This window comes from Rhizobium sp. 05N49 (genome assembly GCF_056396805.1).
Genome location: NZ_JBFTME010000001.1, coordinates 114,391 through 131,847 on the forward strand (window position 1 = coordinate 114,391; position 17,457 = coordinate 131,847).

Genomic DNA, 17,457 nt, shown 5'->3' on the forward strand with positions numbered 1-17,457 from the left:
GCCTTCATCGAAACGAACACGACACGCAGAAAGGAAACTTGCCATGTCCATCGGCATCATCGGCGCCGGCAATATCGGTGCAGCCTTCGCCCGCGCCCTCGCCCGCAGTGGCATCTCCGCCACCATCGCCAATAGCCGCGGCCCTGAAACGCTCGGGGACCTCACCGCCGAGCTCGCTCCGCATATCACAGCGGGCACGATCGAGGAGGCAGCCAAGGCCGATATCGTCCTCATCGCCGTGCCCTGGTCGAAGCTGCCGGCAGCGCTGTCCGGCCTGCCGGATTGGGCCGGCCGCATCGTCATCGATGCCAATAACCCGATCGAAGCGCCTCTCTTCAAGCCGGCCGAGCTCGGCGGCCGGCTGTCGAGCGAGATCGTCGCCGGCCTCGTGCCCGGCGCCCGTCTCGTCAAGGCCTTCAACCACCTCTTCGCCAATCTCGTCTCCGCCGACCCGCACGCCGAAGGCGGCAGCCGCGTGCTCTTCTACTCGGGCGATGATATCAAGGCGAAGGCGGAAGTCGCCGAAATCATCACGCGCCTCGGCTTTGCCGGCGTCGACCTCGGCCCGCTCAAGATCGGCGCCAGCCTGACGCAATTCCCCGGCGGCCCGCTGCCGGCCCTCAACCTCGTCAAGTTCGGCTGAAGGAAGTTGATATGACACCGATGGAGGTCGCAAGGATCTTTCGGCAACTGGCTGCGATCAAGCGCTAGCCGCCTTCAATCATCCGCCCCTGTGGCGGCGTACGTAGAGCTCGTTCGCCGCCCGAATCAGAGCAGGAAGATTTCGGACATATTGGGCGGCGCCCCGAAAAATGTTCCGGAACCCGTCTCTGCCGGAGAGCCTACGGAAACTCTGGTTTCGGATGGCAAAGGGGCTTCCGTGTGCCGCCGCGGCATCGAGAGCCGCGTTCGCATCCGAAATCGCACCCAGCCTCTTGAGGGCCATGTAAAGAGGGTAGTAGCAATCCGTCTCGCCACTCTTGGCCGCCCGATCATACAAAGGAGCCGCATCGGCGAAATTGCCTTCTTCCGCCAGCAACCCGGCAAGCCCATACATGCCGAAGGCATCGCCTTCCTCCACCGCAAGCCTATAATAGTGTTTGGCTTTTTGCACGTCTCGCGGCTGCATGTTGTCGTAGGCATAGGCAATGTGCGAGGAGCACGGACCATATCCTTCAGCCAGCAGCTCAAGATAGATCGCCAGGGACTGCTCATAATTCCCCGCCTCAAGCAGCTTATATGCTTCCTCGCCGTTTTTGCTGGCAGTCAGGCTGTCCATGGTGCCCCCGTTCGCACCCTCGCGCCGCATCCCCCGATACGGGCTCCCCAGTCACGATACCAGTGGTTGTGCCCTCCGCCAATATGAACGAGCATCAGTCCGTTTACTGCTGCTGAAATGCCAGCCGCACGCCGAGCGCCATGTAGATCGAGCCGATCACCTTCCCCTGCCAGCGGCCGATCGTCCGGTTCCTGTTGAGCCAGCCGCGCACCGAACCGGCACTGATCGCGAGTGCTGAAGTCACGCAGATGCTGAGCGCCACAAAGATGATGCCGAGCAGCGCGAATTGCCCGATCACCGATCCGCTTTCGGGATGGATGAATTGCGGCAGGAAGGCGAGGAAGAAGAGCGCCGTCTTCGGGTTCAGGATCTCTGTGAAGATCCCCTGACGGAAAGCCTTGCCGGGGCTGATCTCAGGCGCCGCCGCCATATCGAGATTGCCGGACTTTTCGATGAAGGCCCGGTATCCGAGATAGATGAGATAGGCCACGCCGATATATTTGACGACCTCGAAGGCGAGCGCCGAAGTCGCAAGCAAGGCCGAAAGGCCGAAAGTCGCCATGGTGGAATGGATGAGATCGCCGACCCCGATGCCGAGCCCCGTTGCGATGCCGGCCCGCCTGCCGCCGCTCACCGAGCGGGCGAGAACCAGCAGCGTCGCAGGCCCGGGAATCACCATCAGCCCGAGCACGACGAGAACATAGGTCGTCAAAACAGCCATACTCATCTTCGATTTCCATATCTGAAATAGCGACCGTCAGACTAACGACTTCGGCTGTCGGTGCAATATTCGAAAAGTTTACGCGGCGGCAGGTGCCATGGCCCTCGTCTCGCGAGAACGCCCTTGCGTAAAGCACGGAATAGGCGCAGCATTCGAACGCTGGCAGCCACTTCAAGGGCCCTGCCGGTTCGGGGCGCAAGCCCTGGCCCCAACGAAAGGGGGACGTCATGTCTTCCGACTTTTATCCATCAAGCCTGTCGCGCAATCTCATCCGAACCGGCGCATTCGCCTATCGTGAGAACGTGGCGCTCGGGATTCTCGATCGCGCCACAGACACCGCCAGGAACCCGGGTAATCTTTCGGAAGCGATCGGAAGTTTCGTGGCCTTTCCCGATTTCAGCGGCGAAGCGCAGACCCGCCGGGGAACACATAGGCGGCGCGTCTACGCCGCAGGACAATTGCCTCTTTCCACACTGGCGGCCTTTCTCGACGAACGTTCCGGCCCCGGCCCCCGGCCCCTTTGATATTGCGGCTATCGCGCTGCCGGCGGGCAGCGGGCTGCAATATCTGAACTGCCCCGCATCACCACACCAGGAGGAAACCATGGCCAAGGGCCAAGTGCGCAGCAACAAGGAAACCCGCAAGCCGAAGAAAGACCGATCTGCCTCAGCCTCCCCTGCCGCCGCACCCGGCACGCAGGTCAAGATGGCGAGCAGCAACGCGGGCGGCGACAAGAAGAAATAGCGCCCGCCCGCTCCGGCGCGGCGGCCCTTTGGTCGCCACGCCCATCGTCCCGAAGGATATCAAGATGACCACCCGCAAGCGCGCAGCGGAACATCTCTTCCGCCCGCCGCAGCCAGACAAGGCTTCCGATGCCGAAAAGCTTCAGGATGTCCGCAGGCGACTGCGCCTGAGACAGCGCGAAACCAGGCAGGACGAGCGCCGTCAGCGCCAGAAGACGCGAGCGGGCCTGCCCGCCGCTTCATCCTGAAACCGCGGCCTCCGAAAATCTGAAAAGCTGGAAGACCCTGGAATGGCTTGTCCATGCCAGGAACGAGCAAGGACCATCCACGTGGCAGAATTCGACTATACGATGCAAGCCGGCCTCTACAGCGGCAAGACCCTGCGCGGCACGCGTGCCCCGCGCTACAAACGCTTCGAAACCGCCGCCGAAGCGGTGCGTTTTGCCATGGAAGACATGCCCGGCTCGCAATTGCGCGGCTGCGTGCTGGAAGTGAACGAAGCCCGCTTCGATGAAAGGCAGATCCGCATGCTCTACGAAGCGCCCGCCTATCCGCTTTCGCGCAGGGAGAAGTAACGGGCACAGCGGTTATGTCACCGCGATCATTCGAGTGCCGCCTCGTATAATCAGGGAGGCAGGATGACGATCTTCTCCGTCCGCCATATCACATCCTACCATTACAAAAAGCCGGTGCATTTCGGCCAGCACCGGCTGATGTTTCGCCCGCGCGACAGCTTCGACCAGACGCTTTTGGGCTGCAGCCTCAATGTCTCTCCTCGGCCTGCTTCCGTGCGCTGGATCCACGATGTCTTCGGCAATTGCATCGCACTCGTCGATATCGCGTCGGCCGCCGCCGAGCTGCGCTTCGAAACCGTCATCCGCCTCGACCATACGGCGCAGGTTCCGCTCGATCTGGAGATCGATCGCAAGGCGCTGCGCTTTCCCTTCGCCTATGACGAGGACGAGGCGATCGATCTCGAACGGACCATCGTCAGGCACTATCCCGATGCCGGAGACGAGGTCGGCAAATGGGCGCGCCAATTCGTGCCGCTTGTTCATCAGCCGCGCACCGGCCACATCCTGATGACACTCTGTTATGCAATCCATGAGAGCTTCAACTATGTCAGGCGCTTCGAGCACGGCACGCAGACGCCCGGCGAGACATTGCTCCTGCGCAGCGGCACCTGCCGCGATTTCGCGTTGCTGATGATGGAGGCGACCCGCTCCCTCGGCTTCGCCGCCCGTTTCGTCACCGGCTATGTCTATGTGCCCGATCGCGATGGCTCCATCACAACAGGCGGCGGCGCGACCCATGCCTGGTGCCAGGTCTATCTGCCGGGTGCGGGCTGGGTGGAGTTCGACCCCACCAATGGCATCGTCGGAAACCGCGACCTGATCCGCGTCGGTGTGGCCCGCGACCCGCGCCAAGCGGTGCCGCTGTCAGGCAGCTATGACGGCGGATCGCAGGATTTCGACAGCATGCGCGTACAGGTCAACGTCACGACGGAACAGGAATTCGATGCGGCAAGCGGCAGGTGACGGAACGCCTTCCCCGCTCGTGCATTCGCCTGCAGGACATTTCATCCGACCGAAGGGACCACGCCCCCATGAAGATCCGCGCAGGCTTTCACATCGGCTATAACTGCAAACACGAAACGCCCATGCTGCTGGTCCTCAACATCCACCCTTCCCGCCGCGTAGACCTGCTGACGGAACAGGCCCTGGCCTTCGACCGGCCGATCGAGGCCTGGTCCTATGTGGATGGTTTCGGCAATTCCTGCAGCCGCATCACGGCGCCGCCGGGGCTGACAACCATCTCCACCGAATTCGAAATCTATGACAACGGTCTGCCCGATCCCGTGCCCGAAGACGCCCTTCAGCACGCGATCGACGATCTGCCTGACGATGTGCTCGTCTACCTGCTCGGCAGCCGCTATTGCGATACGGATCGCCTCGCCGATTTCGCCTGGAAGACCTTTTTCAAGACAGCACCCGGCTGGCCGCGCATCCGGGCGATCCTCGATTTCACCCACAAGCGTATTGCCTTCGACTACCGGAAGGCCGATCCGCTGCGCACCGCCTTCGGCGGCTATACCGACCGCACAGGTGTCTGCCGCGACTTCGCCCATCTCGCCATCACGCTCTGCCGCTGCATGAACATCCCGGCGCGCTACTGCACCGGCTATCTCGGCGATATCGGCGTGCCCAGGGATCCGAACCCTATGGATTTCAGCGCCTGGTTCGAAGTCTATCTCAGCGGCCGCTGGTACACGGCCGACGCCCGCCACAACACGCCCCGCATCGGCCGCATCCTGATGGCGACAGGCCGCGACGCCACCGACGTCGCCATGTCGACGGCCTTCGGCCCCGCGGTGCTCAAGCGCTTCGAGGTGATCACGGAGGAGATGCCAGGTTGATGTGGTTGAGGCTTGGTCACACATCCGCAGCCATGAAAGGGCTGCTTCAGAACGCTTTTGGAAGACCTGCCTGTTTCAGCGTCTCATTGGCTGTATGGCGGGATTTGACCCCATGATCGACGGTGAAATGGCGATTTGAAATCGGACTGAACCAGATTTCATGATCGCCCTTTCCTGGCCGAACATATGTGCAGCCGGCTTTCGACAATAACTCTTTGAGTTCCTTGAGATAGCCGGCCATGCAGTCAATAGCTGGGATTGGGGATGCGAACGAGCTGCTCTGCCATGATATGAACAGGGATTTCCGGCAGGTCAGACGTAAATCCGTTCAGCTCGAAAAGATCCGTTATGGCAGCGATGACCTTGGGCTCGAGAGCTTCCAGAGTATCAGCCTCAACAGCCAGTCCATCGATGTCGCTGCTGCTGGCGACCCAAACGGAAGCCTCTTCATCCCACTCCGCCCGCACAACGATCGATACGTGCTTCATACGATGACTTCTCCAAATCGGACATAGTTTGTCCAACACGTTCACGCACCAACAGTATGGCTCGCTACGGTGTCATAGTGCACATATATAGCGGAAAGAAAGTGAATTTTTTAGTAGAGCGCGATCTAGCGGTTTCGTGCTTCGTTCGGAACGCTCGAAGCGCCACCCTCACACCTCCCCCTCATCCGGCAAGGTAAACACGAACCGCGTTCCGTGCGGCTCGTTGCCTTCCGCCCACAGCTGCCCGCCATGCGCCTCGACGATCGAGCGGCAGATCGCAAGTCCCATGCCCATGCCCTGCTCTTTCGTGGAAAAGAACGGCTCGAATATCTTGTCGGGAAATTCGATGCCCGCGCCCCGGTCGCTGACCTCGATGCGCATCATCCCGTCCGCCTTGCGCAGGCGCACTTCGAGCACCCTGTCACCGGCAACGGCCTCCATCGCATCCATGCCGTTGCGCATGAGGTTGATGACGACCTGCTGGATCTGCACCCGGTCGAAGGCCACGCCGAGCACGGTATCCGCGCCTTCGATATCGATGCGAACGCCGCGCCGCATCGCCTCCTCGGCGAGAAGATCGCCGACCTCGGTGATGACACGGCCGAGTGTCACGCAATCCCGTTTGTCCTCGGCGCGCTTGAACAGGGCGCGCACGCGCGTGACGACGTCGCTTGCCGAATGCGCGCTGACGATGATGYGCTCCAGCGTTTTCTGTGCCCGCTCGATATTCGGCGGATCCATCATCAGCCAGCGCCGGCAGGCGTCGGAAGAGCTCATCACCGCCGAGAGCGGCTGGTTGACCTCGTGGGCGATGGAGGCGGACAGTTCCGCAAGGCTGGCGGCCTGGCTGGCCCGCGCCAGGCTCTCCTGCGCCGAAAGCAGCTTCTCCTGCGCCCGCACCTCGCCGTCTATATCGAGGCAGACGACATTCCACTGCACGATCGCCCCCTCGGCATCACGCATTGGTGCTGCGCGCGTCTCCACCCAGCGATATTCGCCATCGAAACGTCTGAGGCGATGCCTGCGGGCATAGGGTTCGCCCGTTGCCAGCGAATGGGCATATTTCTCCTTCACGGCGGCGAGTTCGTCAGGATGCACGCCGGCGTCCAGCGTGCCGGCCAGCCGGGATTTGCCCGTCCCGTCGAGCACATCGAGATCGTATCCGAGGAAATCCCGCAGTCTCTGGCTGCGGAAGATCGGTTCGCCATCGGGCGTGGCGCAATCGATCATCGCCGGCAGGGTTTCCACCAGCTGGCGCAGGAAGCGCTCCTGCTCGCGAAGGGCCTCCTGGGTGACAAGCAGATCATGGATATCGGTGCTGACGCCATACCATTGCAGGATGGCGCCGGAGGCGTCGCGCAGCGGTTCCGCCCGCGTCTCGGTCCAGCGGTAGCTGCCGTCGGCGCGGGCCTGGCGGTATCGCTGGACATAGGGTTCACCGGTGGCGAAGGAGTGGCGTACCGCCTGACGCGCCGCCTCCCGGTCATCGGGATGGATGACGCTGAGCGACGGCGATCCATCCTGCGCAGTGATGTCTTCAAGCGTGGCGCCCGTCACCTCGGTAAAGGGCTTGTTGACATAGGTCGGCAGTCCTTCGGCCGAAGTGGTCCACATCAGCGCCGGCACGGTATCGACAAGCAATTGCAGCTGCCGCTCGCGTTCGCGCAGTGCTGCCTCCGTGCGCTTGTAGGCGTCGATATCGACAGTCACGCCATACCATCCGGTAATGCGCCCCTGCCCGTCCCGTGTTGGCCGCGCCGCCGCCCGGTGCCACACATAGGCGCCATTGGCGCGCAGAACCCGGTATTCGAAATTCCAGTGCTCGCCGGTCCTCAGCGCATGGCGCAGCGTCTCGCCCGCCTCCTCGCGGTCATCGGGATGCACGCCGCGCTGCCAGCCCTGCCGTCCACCCTCGATGAAAGGCTTGCCGTCCAGAAGCAGGTTCAGGTCTTCGAGCGCCATGGCGATCGAGGTCTGCGCGGTCGGCGTCGCATAGGTGAACTGGCCTGAAGCATCCATCGCCCAGGCGCCGCCATAGAGGTTTTCGATGGCGAGTGCGGCGCGCACCGCCTCGCCGGTCTCGCCGAGAGAGCTCGCCGTCGTCCAGCGCTCGTCCTGCCGTGCGACCGCCGGATCGACCTCGACGCTGGTGCCGTATTTCGACTCCACTCGGAATTCCACCCACTGGTAGCTGCCGTCGGCCTGAAGCTTCCGGTAGCTGCTGACCTGGGGAATGCCGTGGAAGAAAGCCCGCGCCCGCGCCTGCTCCACCGTTGCCCGGTCATGCGGATGAACGTCGGCCATCGGCGGCAACGCAGTCATATCGTCGGGAGAACCATCGGGCGCATCGGCCGCAATGCCGCCGGCAAGGGCCGCGCTCTCGGCATCGATGACGGTGCCGTACCATCCGGTGATGACACCATTGCCGTCGCGCATCGGCTGACCCGTGCTGCGTGTCCAGCCATAGCCGCCGGTCGGCCGCAGCATGCGGTTGTCGACGCTGTAATGCTCGCCCGTCTGCAGGCAGCGCCGCCACAGCGCTGCAGAAACCTCGTAATCATCAGGGTGGATGGCCCGCCTCCACCCAAAACCCTTGCCGTCATCATTGGCATTGAAATCGTCGAGCCCGAGACCGAGAAAGGCAAGCACGCTCGGCGTCACATAGAGGAAAATACCGTCGGCATCGGTGGCCCAGGCAACGCCGGTAAGCCGCTCGACCGATTTGGCCGCCCGCACCGCATCGGCATCGGGCTTTGCAGGCGTGTTTTCCGAAACGACCGGGCCGAGAGACAGCGATAGCGCAAGGAAAGCCGCCCATGTGAAAGCCGGTTCGCGCAGCTCCGCATCGAACAGTGCTGCCAGCAGCGCGCCGAGAACGGCCACGGCCAGAACCGCATAGAGGAACTTCGCAGCACCGCCCCGCACACAGAGAAAAACGGCAGCGACGGGACCGATCAGCCCGAGCGGCGACGATGTCGCCCAGGATACGGCAACGCCGACAAGGCAGGCGATGACGGCAAACCCCAGTCGCCGGCGAGAAACATCCGGCATCAGCATGCGCTCACCCCGCTATCGGGCACAGGCTGAAAGCGATTGGCACCGGTTTTCGCCCTTGGCGTCCGGTCGCATGGAGGCATGGCTCGATCTGTTCCCATCATGTCCGATTGCAATATCCAGTCCTTGCCGAGGATAGCGCCACCCGAAGCAATTGGAAGGGCTCCGGCAGTCGCAGGGAGCGCCTGTGATCAGGCCCGTTTCAGCGCCGCGAGATCGCCGCTTTCCAGCGCCGGCAGATTGGCCTCGATCTTGTCGATCGGCCAGTCCCACCAGGCAAGTTCGAGGATCTCGCTGATGATCTCGACGGGATAGCGCATGCGGATGATGCTCGCCGGATTTCCGCCGACGACCGCATAGGGAGGCACATCGCGGGTGACGACCGAGGAAGCGGCGACGATCGCCCCGGCACCGATCCTGACACCCGGCATGATGACGGCGTCATGGCCGATCCAGACATCGTGCTCGACCACGGTATCCTTCACCGGCAGGTCCTTGTAGCCGAAGGTCTCCGGCTTGAAGATGCGGAAAGGATAGGTGGTGATGCCGCCCATAGGGTGATTGGCCGAACTGGTGATGAAATAGCTGCCGCGGGCAATCTGCACGAACTTGCCGATCACCAGCCGCTCCCGGCAGCCCGGCCCCAGATAGGGCGCCAGGATCTCGGCCGTCTCCTCCAGCTTCCCGTAATGCGTGAAGTAGCTGTAATCGCCGACCTCGATGCGCGGATGATCGATCACATTCTTCAGATACATCGTCGTCTTCGAAACCCTGCCATCGGGATGGGTGACGGGAAAGGCTGAATTCGCATCGAGAAGCGGCATGAAAAGACCTTTGCGCGAGGGTTTTACGGCAGCGGGCGCCGCCGCCGGCCAGAATCCGGAAGCAGGATTCCTATAGCCGATCCATCGGCAGGAACCAAAATCTCTGAAACGATCTGTCGAATTCCATGCCGCACATTCGTCTGTAAGATGAATGCAGCCCGGCCGCCCGGCTGTCACCACCCCTGGAGAAACAAGATGCCGCAATATCTGGTCGCCATCCACCTCCCCGACGATTACGCCCCCTGCGCGGAAGATGATGCGCTGCGCCGCGATATCGACGTGCTGAACGAGGAGATGGTGGCCGCCGGCATCAGGACCTTCGTCGGCGGCCTGCAAGCGGTCAGCAAGGCAATGTCGGTGCGCACCGCACCCGACGGCAAGCTGCTCGTCACCGACGGTCCCTATCTCGAAACCAAGGAACATATCGGCGGCTTCTGGGTGCTGGAATGCGCGGACATGGAACAGGCCCTCGCCTGGGGCCGCAAGGCCGACATCGCCTGCCGCGCGCCGGTCGAGGTGCGCGCGTTCAATTGACGCCCGCAGGCGATCCCCTTCATCGCCCTCTCACATGCGAGTGCTAGCGAAAGCAAATGGCGGCCGCCTTCTGGACAGAGCGCCGCCGACGCCTATCTGCCGCATGTGTAAATTCAACAGGAGGGAAAGCCATGTCAGAACTCGTGGTGCTTGGTTTCGATACCGCCGACAAGGCGGATGCCGTGCTCAACAGGCTCGTCCAGCTTGAGAAGGAATATCTCGTCGATCTCGAAGACGCCGTCGTCGCCGTTCGCGATCCCGCCGGCAAGGTGCGCCTCAAGCAGAGCGTCAATCTTACCGCCACGGGTGCCGCACGCGGCGGCCTCTCCGGCGCGCTTTGGGGCTCGCTCGTCGGCCTGCTCTTCCTCAATCCGCTCGCCGGCATGGTCCTCGGCGGCGCCTTCGGCGCAGGCTCCGGCGCGCTTGCGGGCTCGATGACCGATTACGGCATCGACGACGACCTCATCAAGAAGCTCGCCGACACGATCCCCGTCAACAGCTCCGCCCTCTTCCTGCTCTTGCGCAAGGTGCAGCCCGAAAAGGTGCTGGCCGAATTCAAGGGCGAACACGCCACCATCCTGCGCTCCTCGCTCTCGCCGGAGCAGGAAGAGCAGCTGCGCAAGGCGATGGCGACGGAGCCTGCTGTCGCAACGCCTGCCGCCTGAACATCAGACAAGCGGTGCGCCGGGCGGATGTCTGACCCCGGCTTCTGCTATCGCGAAATGTGGGCCTCAGCCTGGGTACCCTACCGCAGCGCTGAGCCAAGGCCTGTACGACCTCTAAGAATGACAGGCCGGGTGCAAACTGCCCCGGCCTGTAAACTCCTGCATCAATGCAACGAGGCGCTGGCTGCCGCCCGCTCATCCTTGTCATGCAGCGCGAAACGATCGACCATGTCGGCGCTCGCCTTGTTGAAGCCAAGCACCTGCACATCGGCACCCGCCTTGCGGAACTTGAGGACCACCTTGTCGAGCGCACCGACGGCGGTGATGTCCCAGAGATGCGCATCGCTGACATCGATGACGACCTTGCTGCCGGCATCGCCAAAGTCGAAAGCGCCGATGAAGCTTTCCGCCGAGGCGAAGAAGACCTGCCCTTCGACGCTATAGGTCACGATACCGGTCTGACTGTCCTCCCGCCTCGCAACGCTGAAGAGCCGTGCCACCTTGCTGGCAAAGAAGATGCCGGACAAGAGCACGCCCACCACCACGCCCTTGGAAAGATCCTGCGTCGCAAGCACGGTCGCGACCGTCGCCAGCATGACGATGGAGGATGTGCCGGGATGCCGTTTCAGATCGACGATCGATTTCCACGAGAAGGTGCCGATCGACACCATGATCATGACGGCAACGAGAGCCGCGACCGGCACGATACGAAGTATATCGTCGAGCACCAAAAGCAGCACCAGCAGGAAGGCGCCGGCCACGAAGGTAGAGAGACGCCCGCGGCCGCCCGAGGTCACGTTGATGACCGACTGGCCGATCATCGCGCAGCCACCCATGCCGCCGAAGAGCGCCGAGACGATATTGCCCGCACCCTGCCCCATGCATTCCTGGCTCTTGTTGCTCGGCGTATCCGTGAGATCGTCGACGATCTGCGCCGTCAAAAGCGACTCCAGCAGACCGACGGCAGCAAGCGCCACCGAATAGGGAAAGATGATCCGAAACGTTTCCCATGTCAGCGGCACGGCGGGCAAGGCAAACGGCGGCAACGCCGTCGGCATCTCGCCGAGATCGGCCACCGTATGCACATGAATACCGAAGCCGAGCGCGATGCAGGTCACGACGACGATCGCCACCAGCGGCGAAGGAATGGCCTTGGTCACGTAAGGAAAGAGATAGATCACGCCAAGCGCAATGGCGATCAGCAGATAGGTCACCTCAGGCACGCCGATCAGCTGCGGCAGCTGCGCCACGAAGATCAGGATTGCCAGCGAATTGACGAAGCCGGTCATGACCGAGCGCGACACGAATCGCATCAGCCGCCCGAGCTTCAGCATGCCGGCAATGATCTGCAGGACGCCCATCAGAATGGTCGCCGCGAACAGATACTGGATGCCATGCTCGCGCACCAGCGGCCCCATAAGCACCGCAGTAGAAGCCGTCGCCGCCGAAATCATCGCAGGCCGCCCGCCGCAAATCGCCGTCACACAGGCAATGGCGACGGAGGCAAACAGCCCGACTTTGGGATCGACCCCGGCAATGACAGAAAAACCGACGGCCTCCGGTATCAGCGCAAGCGCCACGACAATACCTGAGAGGATATCGGCACGAATGTTGGAGAACCACTCCAGCCGGTAGTTTGAAAGAGATCGCATCTGAGAATTTTTCACAGTTGAAGGCAACGACCGGAGGGACCGGTCCTGGGAGGTAAGGTTGCGTTCACGTGTTGTCTGGCGGATCGGCGGCCAGAAGAGCCACCCGGAGTTTCACCGGGTCCTTGTGGATGGGGCGTTGGTAGCGGAGATTGGGTGGGGACGCAATGGTTGATGGAGTAGTATTGTCGTTGGGCGGACCTTGCAACTCCCGGCGGAAAAGGCGCCTATATCGCGGTATTCAAACTCCGTCCGATTTAGCCTGTTCAACCTGGGTGATAAACGTTTCGACAAGAAAGGTTGCCATTGCTCCCGCCATATTTACAGCCAAGCTAGCATGACGGGGAGAAGGACGGACTGGCAGCTTTCCACCTCTCCCGTGAGCATGTGTCATGACAACTTCGCACTGAATCCTCCCGAGGTCCCCCTCACCCCCTAACCTTGATCACCTCTCCCAACGGCGCCTCCAGCCGAAACTCAAACCCCGCCGCCGCATAGCTCAACTCCGCCTTTCCCTGAAACGAAGCCGGCAGCAAGCGTCCGATCATCCGCGTCCCGAACCCGTCCCGCGCCGGCGCGCTGATCTCAGGCCCGCCGCTCTCTCGCCATTCCAGCGTGAACTGCCCTTCGCCCCCGTCATCCCTCCTCACGCCCCATGCGAGATCCACCACCCCCGCCTCACTGCTCAGCGACCCATATTTCAAGCTATTCGTCGCAAGCTCGTGCAGGGTCAGCGTCAGCATCAGCGCCTGCTGCGGCGCAAGGTCGAGATCGGGGCCGGAGATGCGGATGCGCTCGCTGAAATCGCCTACCGAGATCAGGGATGCCTGGACGAGGCTGCGCAGGCTCGCATCCGCCCACGCCGTCTCCGTCAGGATATCGGTCGCGCGCCCGAGCGAGACGAGTCGCGCGCTGTAGGTCTCGGCCGCCTCGGTGAGATTGTCGGCCTGGCGAAAGGTCTGGTTGGCGATTGATTGCACGAGGCTCAGTACGTTCTTCAGCCGGTGACCAAGCTCGTGGTTCAGCATCTGCTGGCGCTGGCGGGCGTTCACCCGCTCGGTCACATCGGCGGCCATGCCGAACCATTCGGCGATCTCGCCCTTGTCGTCGAAGATCGGGATGGCGCGCGAGAAGGTCCAGCCCTCCTCGCCATCGGCCCGGCGCACGCGATGTTCAAGCTCGAAGGGCCGCTTTTCGCGGATGGCATGGGCAACCGCTAAGCGCAGCCGCGACCGGTCCTCGGGAAAGAGATAATCTTCGATCCAGCGCACCGTGGGGCCCTCCACATCGGAGCCGCGGCCATCGAGCTGGCGCATTTCCTGCCAGTCCGGGCTCATGCGGTAGACGGCATCGGAGGTGGCATTGATCAGCGCGCGGGTGCGCTCCTCGCTGCGGCGCATCGCTTCCTCCGCCCGCCGCCGCTGGGTGATGTCCTGCATCACTGTCAAGAGCCGCGGCGGTTTCTGGCTGAGGCGCGAGACGAACATTTCCAGCACCATCGCCTGCGGTTCGGACTCCCGCTCGAAGCGGATGGGCTCGCCCGTCTCCAGCACCCGGTCGTAATCGTCGTACCAGTCCTCCACCTCGTCGGGGAAGAATTCGCGGATCGTGCGGCCGCTGAGATCGGCGATGCCGAACATCGTCTGCATCGCCTTGTTCATGACGATATAGCGATAATCGCGCAGCCCATCGGCGCCGACAGGCAGCCGCTCGATGATGCAGGCGCCCTCGTCGATGGAATCAAACAGCGCCCGGTATTGCACCTCGCTTTCGCGCAATGCTTCTTCCGCCTGCTTCTTCTCCTTGATGTCGCGGAAGATGATGGCGACCTGCCGCTCTTCGGCAGCACCGATGCGGAAGGCATAGACCTCGAACCAGCGCCCGCCGAGCGCATCGGCCTGATGCTCGAAGCGGACGGGCTCGCCCGTCAGCGCAACCTTGCCGTAAACATCGAACCAAAATTCCTCGTGGTCGGGCGCAAGCTCCCGCATCGTCCGCCCGGCCGCGCCCGTCAGCCCCGTCTGCCGCTCGAAGGCCGGGTTGAGGAGCAGGAAGCGATAGTCCCGCGCCCGCCCCTCTTCGTCGAACAACAGCTTGATTGTGCAGAAACCATCATCGATGGAATCGAAGAGAACCCGGTAGTGATGTTCGCTTTCGTTCTCTGCCATTCCCGCCCGACCGGAGCCATTTGACTCGGTACCTATCCAACCCGCCTTCGCGGCCGCTCGTGTCTGCACCCGCCACAGGCAGATGGCTGGATGCAGATGCATCGACAGCTGACGCCTGGGCTGATGAACGGCCATTCCTCAAGCAGGAATTAGCGCTGGGCGGATTATTTCCAAGGGAGGTTTTTGAGCGTGGATTGCGGCAGCGGCAGCTCAGAGGAAACTCGCCTGAAACGACATCGCCGTCAGCGAGACGTGCGCCTCCAGCGGCGGGCGCAGCTCGAAGGCCTTCGCATCACGTGAGAAATTCCAGAGGCGCAGCAGGCACCATTCGCTGCGCCATTCCTCGGCCGCCGCCAGTTCGTTGCGCGAAATGTGGAAAGGCGTGCGCTCCCAGCCATTCGTCGTCTTCACCTCGATGCGGCGCGGGCGGCCGCCCGGCTCGAAGCTGGCAATGTCGAAGCCGGCACCATCGCCTTCTTCCTCCGATATCCAGCGGATTTTGCGGGCGAGATCCTCCCGGCCGGCGCTGACGAGCATCGCGCGCTCATGCGCCAACACCCGCTCTTCGCCTGCCTTTCCGAGATTGCGATTGCGCTCGTCGCGGCCGGCGACATCGAACTTGCGGGCAATGAATTGCATCTGCTCCAGCTCCTGCGGCGGAGCCTCGTTGGAAAGCGTCGGCGGCGGCCCCACCCAGAGTGCAGTTTGCTCACGCAGCCCGGATAGCGCCGGCGCGCCGGGAGCCCGTCTCACCCAGCCCTCATTCTGCGAAAGCCAGCGCATGACGGCGTCCACTAGCGACATCTGGAAATTGAAGGCCGGCTTGTAACCGTTGATCCAGTCCTCGCCGAGCCCCTTCAGCACGGCGCTGATATTCTGGTGCTTGAATTCGATCGATGTCCGCGTCCGGCCGATCCGCGCCTGCAACTGCCTGTTGTGCTCCGCCTTGTTGTAGGGCTGGCCGACAAGGTCGTCGGCAAGCATTGCGAAATAATCCGCAACGATCAGCGCATTCTCTTCCTCACTCCAGGGTCCGTCTGCCATCATATCCCCTAGGGCACCACCGCCAGCACCGGCGTCGCCGTCGTGAGCACCGCCTCCCCGGTCCCGCCATCAGGAAAAACCACCCTCGCCTCGCCGGTCTTGCGGGCGCGGTCGAGCCTGGCAAGCATCTGCCTGCCGCCGGCAAGACCGCAGATCGAAAGCGCGCCGATTGCGCCGGGCTCGATGCCGTCGGCCGGCACAAAGAGCAGCACCGCGTCGTCCCAGATCGACAGCGGACCGGAGGAGGCCCGCACCTCAGCGGCGATGATCCGCCGGTTGCGGCTGGCGCCGATCGAAAGCTGCGCCTTGTCGAGCACGGCCTGCGGCAAGGGCTGCGGCTCGGCGAGCGAACGGACTTCGCCATCCTCGCCGATCACGGCCGAGAGCAGGATCTTCGGCCCCAGCCCCTCGCCTTCGCGTGTAATTCCTGCGTGGTGCATGACCTCGGTCACGGCTACGCCAAGGAAGCCGGCGATCTCGGCCGCCTCCTCCATCGTCATGCGGCGCTTGCCCGAGAAAGTGCGGGAAACGGCAGACGCATCCTTGCCGAGATGGCGGGCGAGCGAGCGCAGCGATTGCCCCCTGTCATCAAGCTGGCTGTGAAACCAGCTGCCATCGATCTCAGCCATTCAGCGTCCCCATACAATATGCAGCGTTGCTTATTTGTTGCAAAAAACGCAACGATATGCAAGCAACCGCACCGGGCTTTTTAGCGTCAACCTTTGACATGGTTGATCTGCTCAAGTTGCAGTATCGACCGAAATTTCGGTGGGAAACGGCATTCCAGGCGTCAAAAATAAAAGATAGGTATTTTTTCCTACTCCGGATTGACGTTGTGATTTCGACAACATAATCTCAACCACAACAACAAGAGCCGCATGGCAGGAGGAAGATCAGCATGGCAAAGGCCCGGACGCCCTGGCAGAAGGTTGCCGCCAAACTGGCGCTGACGCCGAGCGGGCTTGCAGCCGAGCTCAAGCGCCATCGCTCCAAGATTTCACGGGCGCTGAGGGATGAGCGCGGCCTCATCAATGGTCGCGACCAGCTGATGCTTCTGCAGGCGGCAAGGCGCCTTGGCGTTTCGCTCACGCTCGCCGACCTCATGCCGGAGGAAGAGGATGCGTAGGGAACCGCTCTCCATGCTGGCGCAGTCGGAGCTGATCGATGCGCTCGTCGGGCGCTGCGTCATGCGCGGCGGGGCGGTCGCCGCCGAAACGCTGCTTTCCATCGATCGCAAAGATGTCGACGACCTCGTGCATCTCGCCAACCGGCTGCGCCGCCTTGCCCTCTTCGAAGACCGCATCCGGGCGATGGTGATGGCCTCTTAGGCGCTGCCACATCCGGCACCAATTCGCATTGTCACAAGAATTCCAGATCCAGTGAGGCTCCATATGCAGACGATCACCACACGCCCGACCCCATCGGCGGGCCCCGCCCCGCTTACAATAACCCGGCCGCTGCTCTGCCCCTGCTGCAAGCAGCCGGTCACCACGCCCCAGCCCGAGATCGTCATCGATCACTTCGGCCTGACGCCGATGGAAGGCCGCATCTTCCATGCGGTCTGGAAGGGCAAGGGCATGCCCGTCATCACCGAGCGCATCTTCACCGCCATGTATATCGACGATCCCGATGGCGGCCCTTCGCCGGACAAGATGTATCTCGCCTTCAAGGTCGCCCTTTGCCACCTGCGCCAGAAGCTCGAAGGCTCCGGCATCGGCATTGCCAATGTCGGCTATCGCCGCGGTTACCGGCTGGTGCTGGAAGGCAAGTTTCCCAATTCCTCCTCGCGATAAGCCGCCCGCCCGACAATCCCCGAAAGCGCGAAATGACCATGGCCGCCGCCCGCACCGCGCCGGCCATGTTGCGATAACG

23 protein-coding genes and 1 other annotated feature are annotated in these 17,457 nt (G+C 62.6%); of the genes, 12 read left to right on the forward strand and 11 right to left on the reverse strand.

The features are described 5' to 3' along the window. Window positions 1-43 precede the first annotated feature (43 nt). Window positions 44-643, forward strand: a complete 600-nt coding sequence (locus AC1DF8_RS00590; protein WP_477994545.1) for an NADPH-dependent F420 reductase — start codon at window positions 44-46, stop codon at window positions 641-643. Between the two features lie 78 nt (window positions 644-721). Here the strand turns inward: AC1DF8_RS00590 and AC1DF8_RS00595 are convergent, their stop codons facing one another. Next, window positions 722-1,279 carry an SEL1-like repeat protein gene (locus tag AC1DF8_RS00595; RefSeq protein ID WP_477994547.1) on the reverse strand — a complete coding sequence of 186 codons (558 nt, stop codon included), beginning with the start codon at window positions 1,277-1,279 and terminating at the stop codon, window positions 722-724. Between the two features lie 103 nt (window positions 1,280-1,382). Continuing rightward, window positions 1,383-2,006 carry a LysE family translocator gene (locus AC1DF8_RS00600; protein WP_477994548.1) on the reverse strand — a complete coding sequence of 208 codons (624 nt, stop codon included), beginning with the start codon at window positions 2,004-2,006 and terminating at the stop codon, window positions 1,383-1,385. Between the two features lie 221 nt (window positions 2,007-2,227). Here AC1DF8_RS00600 and AC1DF8_RS00605 point away from each other — a divergent pair, with 221 nt between their 5' ends. From AC1DF8_RS00605 to AC1DF8_RS00630, 6 genes are all read left to right on the forward strand, one after another. Further along, window positions 2,228-2,524 carry a hypothetical protein gene (locus AC1DF8_RS00605; protein WP_183877684.1) on the forward strand — a complete coding sequence of 99 codons (297 nt, stop codon included), beginning with the start codon at window positions 2,228-2,230 and terminating at the stop codon, window positions 2,522-2,524. A 79-nt stretch (window positions 2,525-2,603) separates the two neighbouring features. Further along, on the forward strand, window positions 2,604-2,744 hold the full coding sequence (locus AC1DF8_RS00610) for a hypothetical protein (protein WP_183846644.1): 141 nt from the start codon (window positions 2,604-2,606) through the stop codon (window positions 2,742-2,744). 64 nt (window positions 2,745-2,808) lie between these two features. After that, the gene (locus AC1DF8_RS00615) at window positions 2,809-2,991 is read left to right on the forward strand and encodes a hypothetical protein (protein WP_477994550.1); all 183 of its coding nucleotides are present in this window, start codon (window positions 2,809-2,811) and stop codon (window positions 2,989-2,991) included. 81 nt (window positions 2,992-3,072) lie between these two features. Next, window positions 3,073-3,318: a hypothetical protein gene (locus AC1DF8_RS00620; protein WP_112546749.1), complete on the forward strand. Its 246-nt coding sequence runs from the start codon at window positions 3,073-3,075 to the stop codon at window positions 3,316-3,318. Window positions 3,319-3,381: 63 nt separating this feature from the next. After that, a complete protein-coding gene (locus AC1DF8_RS00625) occupies window positions 3,382-4,281 on the forward strand; it encodes a transglutaminase family protein (protein WP_477994552.1) in 900 nt (299 codons plus the stop codon). A gap of 68 nt (window positions 4,282-4,349) precedes the next feature. Continuing rightward, entirely contained in the window at window positions 4,350-5,159 is an 810-nt protein-coding gene (locus AC1DF8_RS00630; protein WP_183846648.1) for a transglutaminase-like domain-containing protein, read from the forward strand. Window positions 5,160-5,205: 46 nt separating this feature from the next. Here the strand turns inward: AC1DF8_RS00630 and AC1DF8_RS00635 are convergent, their stop codons facing one another. The 4 genes from AC1DF8_RS00635 to AC1DF8_RS00650 all read right to left on the reverse strand — a co-directional run bounded on the left by AC1DF8_RS00635 (window position 5,206) and on the right by AC1DF8_RS00650 (window position 9,525). Continuing rightward, the gene (locus AC1DF8_RS00635; protein ID WP_113015249.1) at window positions 5,206-5,400 is read right to left on the reverse strand and encodes a type II toxin-antitoxin system HicA family toxin; all 195 of its coding nucleotides are present in this window, start codon (window positions 5,398-5,400) and stop codon (window positions 5,206-5,208) included. Window positions 5,401-5,404: 4 nt separating this feature from the next. Further along, window positions 5,405-5,647 carry a DUF1902 domain-containing protein gene (locus AC1DF8_RS00640; protein ID WP_112969507.1) on the reverse strand — a complete coding sequence of 81 codons (243 nt, stop codon included), beginning with the start codon at window positions 5,645-5,647 and terminating at the stop codon, window positions 5,405-5,407. Between the two features lie 168 nt (window positions 5,648-5,815). Next, window positions 5,816-8,704, reverse strand: coding sequence for a PAS domain-containing protein (locus AC1DF8_RS00645; protein ID WP_477994554.1), 2,889 nt, complete (start codon window positions 8,702-8,704; stop codon window positions 5,816-5,818). A 188-nt stretch (window positions 8,705-8,892) separates the two neighbouring features. After that, complete coding sequence (locus AC1DF8_RS00650; protein WP_112969580.1) at window positions 8,893-9,525, reverse strand: CatB-related O-acetyltransferase; 633 nt, start codon at window positions 9,523-9,525, stop codon at window positions 8,893-8,895. 195 nt (window positions 9,526-9,720) lie between these two features. Between AC1DF8_RS00650 and AC1DF8_RS00655 the strand changes: the two genes are divergently transcribed. Both AC1DF8_RS00655 and AC1DF8_RS00660 read left to right on the forward strand, forming a co-directional pair. After that, the gene (locus tag AC1DF8_RS00655; protein WP_477994556.1) at window positions 9,721-10,059 is read left to right on the forward strand and encodes a YciI family protein; all 339 of its coding nucleotides are present in this window, start codon (window positions 9,721-9,723) and stop codon (window positions 10,057-10,059) included. A 131-nt stretch (window positions 10,060-10,190) separates the two neighbouring features. After that, complete coding sequence (locus AC1DF8_RS00660) at window positions 10,191-10,724, forward strand: DUF1269 domain-containing protein (protein WP_112546754.1); 534 nt, start codon at window positions 10,191-10,193, stop codon at window positions 10,722-10,724. A 164-nt stretch (window positions 10,725-10,888) separates the two neighbouring features. On the opposite strand, the gene AC1DF8_RS00665 is transcribed toward AC1DF8_RS00660, so the two are convergent. The 5 genes from AC1DF8_RS00665 to AC1DF8_RS00685 all read right to left on the reverse strand — a co-directional run bounded on the left by AC1DF8_RS00665 (window position 10,889) and on the right by AC1DF8_RS00685 (window position 16,214). After that, window positions 10,889-12,376, reverse strand: coding sequence for a SulP family inorganic anion transporter (locus tag AC1DF8_RS00665; RefSeq protein ID WP_477994558.1), 1,488 nt, complete (start codon window positions 12,374-12,376; stop codon window positions 10,889-10,891). 69 nt (window positions 12,377-12,445) lie between these two features. Continuing rightward, window positions 12,446-12,501 (reverse strand) — a sequence feature (sul1 is cis-regulatory element that is thought to sense ions involved in sulfur or methionine metabolism; They are found in Alphaproteobacteria). Between the two features lie 113 nt (window positions 12,502-12,614). Next, on the reverse strand, window positions 12,615-12,767 hold the full coding sequence (locus AC1DF8_RS00670; protein WP_477994559.1) for an abortive infection family protein: 153 nt from the start codon (window positions 12,765-12,767) through the stop codon (window positions 12,615-12,617). Between the two features lie 34 nt (window positions 12,768-12,801). After that, complete coding sequence (locus tag AC1DF8_RS00675) at window positions 12,802-14,541, reverse strand: PAS domain S-box protein (RefSeq protein ID WP_477994560.1); 1,740 nt, start codon at window positions 14,539-14,541, stop codon at window positions 12,802-12,804. A 210-nt stretch (window positions 14,542-14,751) separates the two neighbouring features. Continuing rightward, complete coding sequence (locus tag AC1DF8_RS00680) at window positions 14,752-15,585, reverse strand: protein NO VEIN domain-containing protein (protein WP_477994562.1); 834 nt, start codon at window positions 15,583-15,585, stop codon at window positions 14,752-14,754. 8 nt (window positions 15,586-15,593) lie between these two features. Continuing rightward, window positions 15,594-16,214 carry a helix-turn-helix domain-containing protein gene (locus AC1DF8_RS00685; RefSeq protein ID WP_477994563.1) on the reverse strand — a complete coding sequence of 207 codons (621 nt, stop codon included), beginning with the start codon at window positions 16,212-16,214 and terminating at the stop codon, window positions 15,594-15,596. 269 nt (window positions 16,215-16,483) lie between these two features. Between AC1DF8_RS00685 and AC1DF8_RS00690 the strand changes: the two genes are divergently transcribed. From AC1DF8_RS00690 to AC1DF8_RS00700, 3 genes are all read left to right on the forward strand, one after another. Further along, window positions 16,484-16,711: a hypothetical protein gene (locus AC1DF8_RS00690; RefSeq protein ID WP_112546760.1), complete on the forward strand. Its 228-nt coding sequence runs from the start codon at window positions 16,484-16,486 to the stop codon at window positions 16,709-16,711. Further along, window positions 16,704-16,913 (forward strand): hypothetical protein, encoded by a 210-nt coding sequence (locus AC1DF8_RS00695; RefSeq protein WP_183846659.1) that lies wholly within the window; start codon window positions 16,704-16,706, stop codon window positions 16,911-16,913. Before AC1DF8_RS00690 ends, AC1DF8_RS00695 begins: the two co-directional genes overlap by 8 nt. 63 nt (window positions 16,914-16,976) lie before the next feature. Then, on the forward strand, window positions 16,977-17,378 hold the full coding sequence (locus tag AC1DF8_RS00700; protein WP_183877696.1) for a helix-turn-helix domain-containing protein: 402 nt from the start codon (window positions 16,977-16,979) through the stop codon (window positions 17,376-17,378). Window positions 17,379-17,457 lie beyond the last annotated feature (79 nt).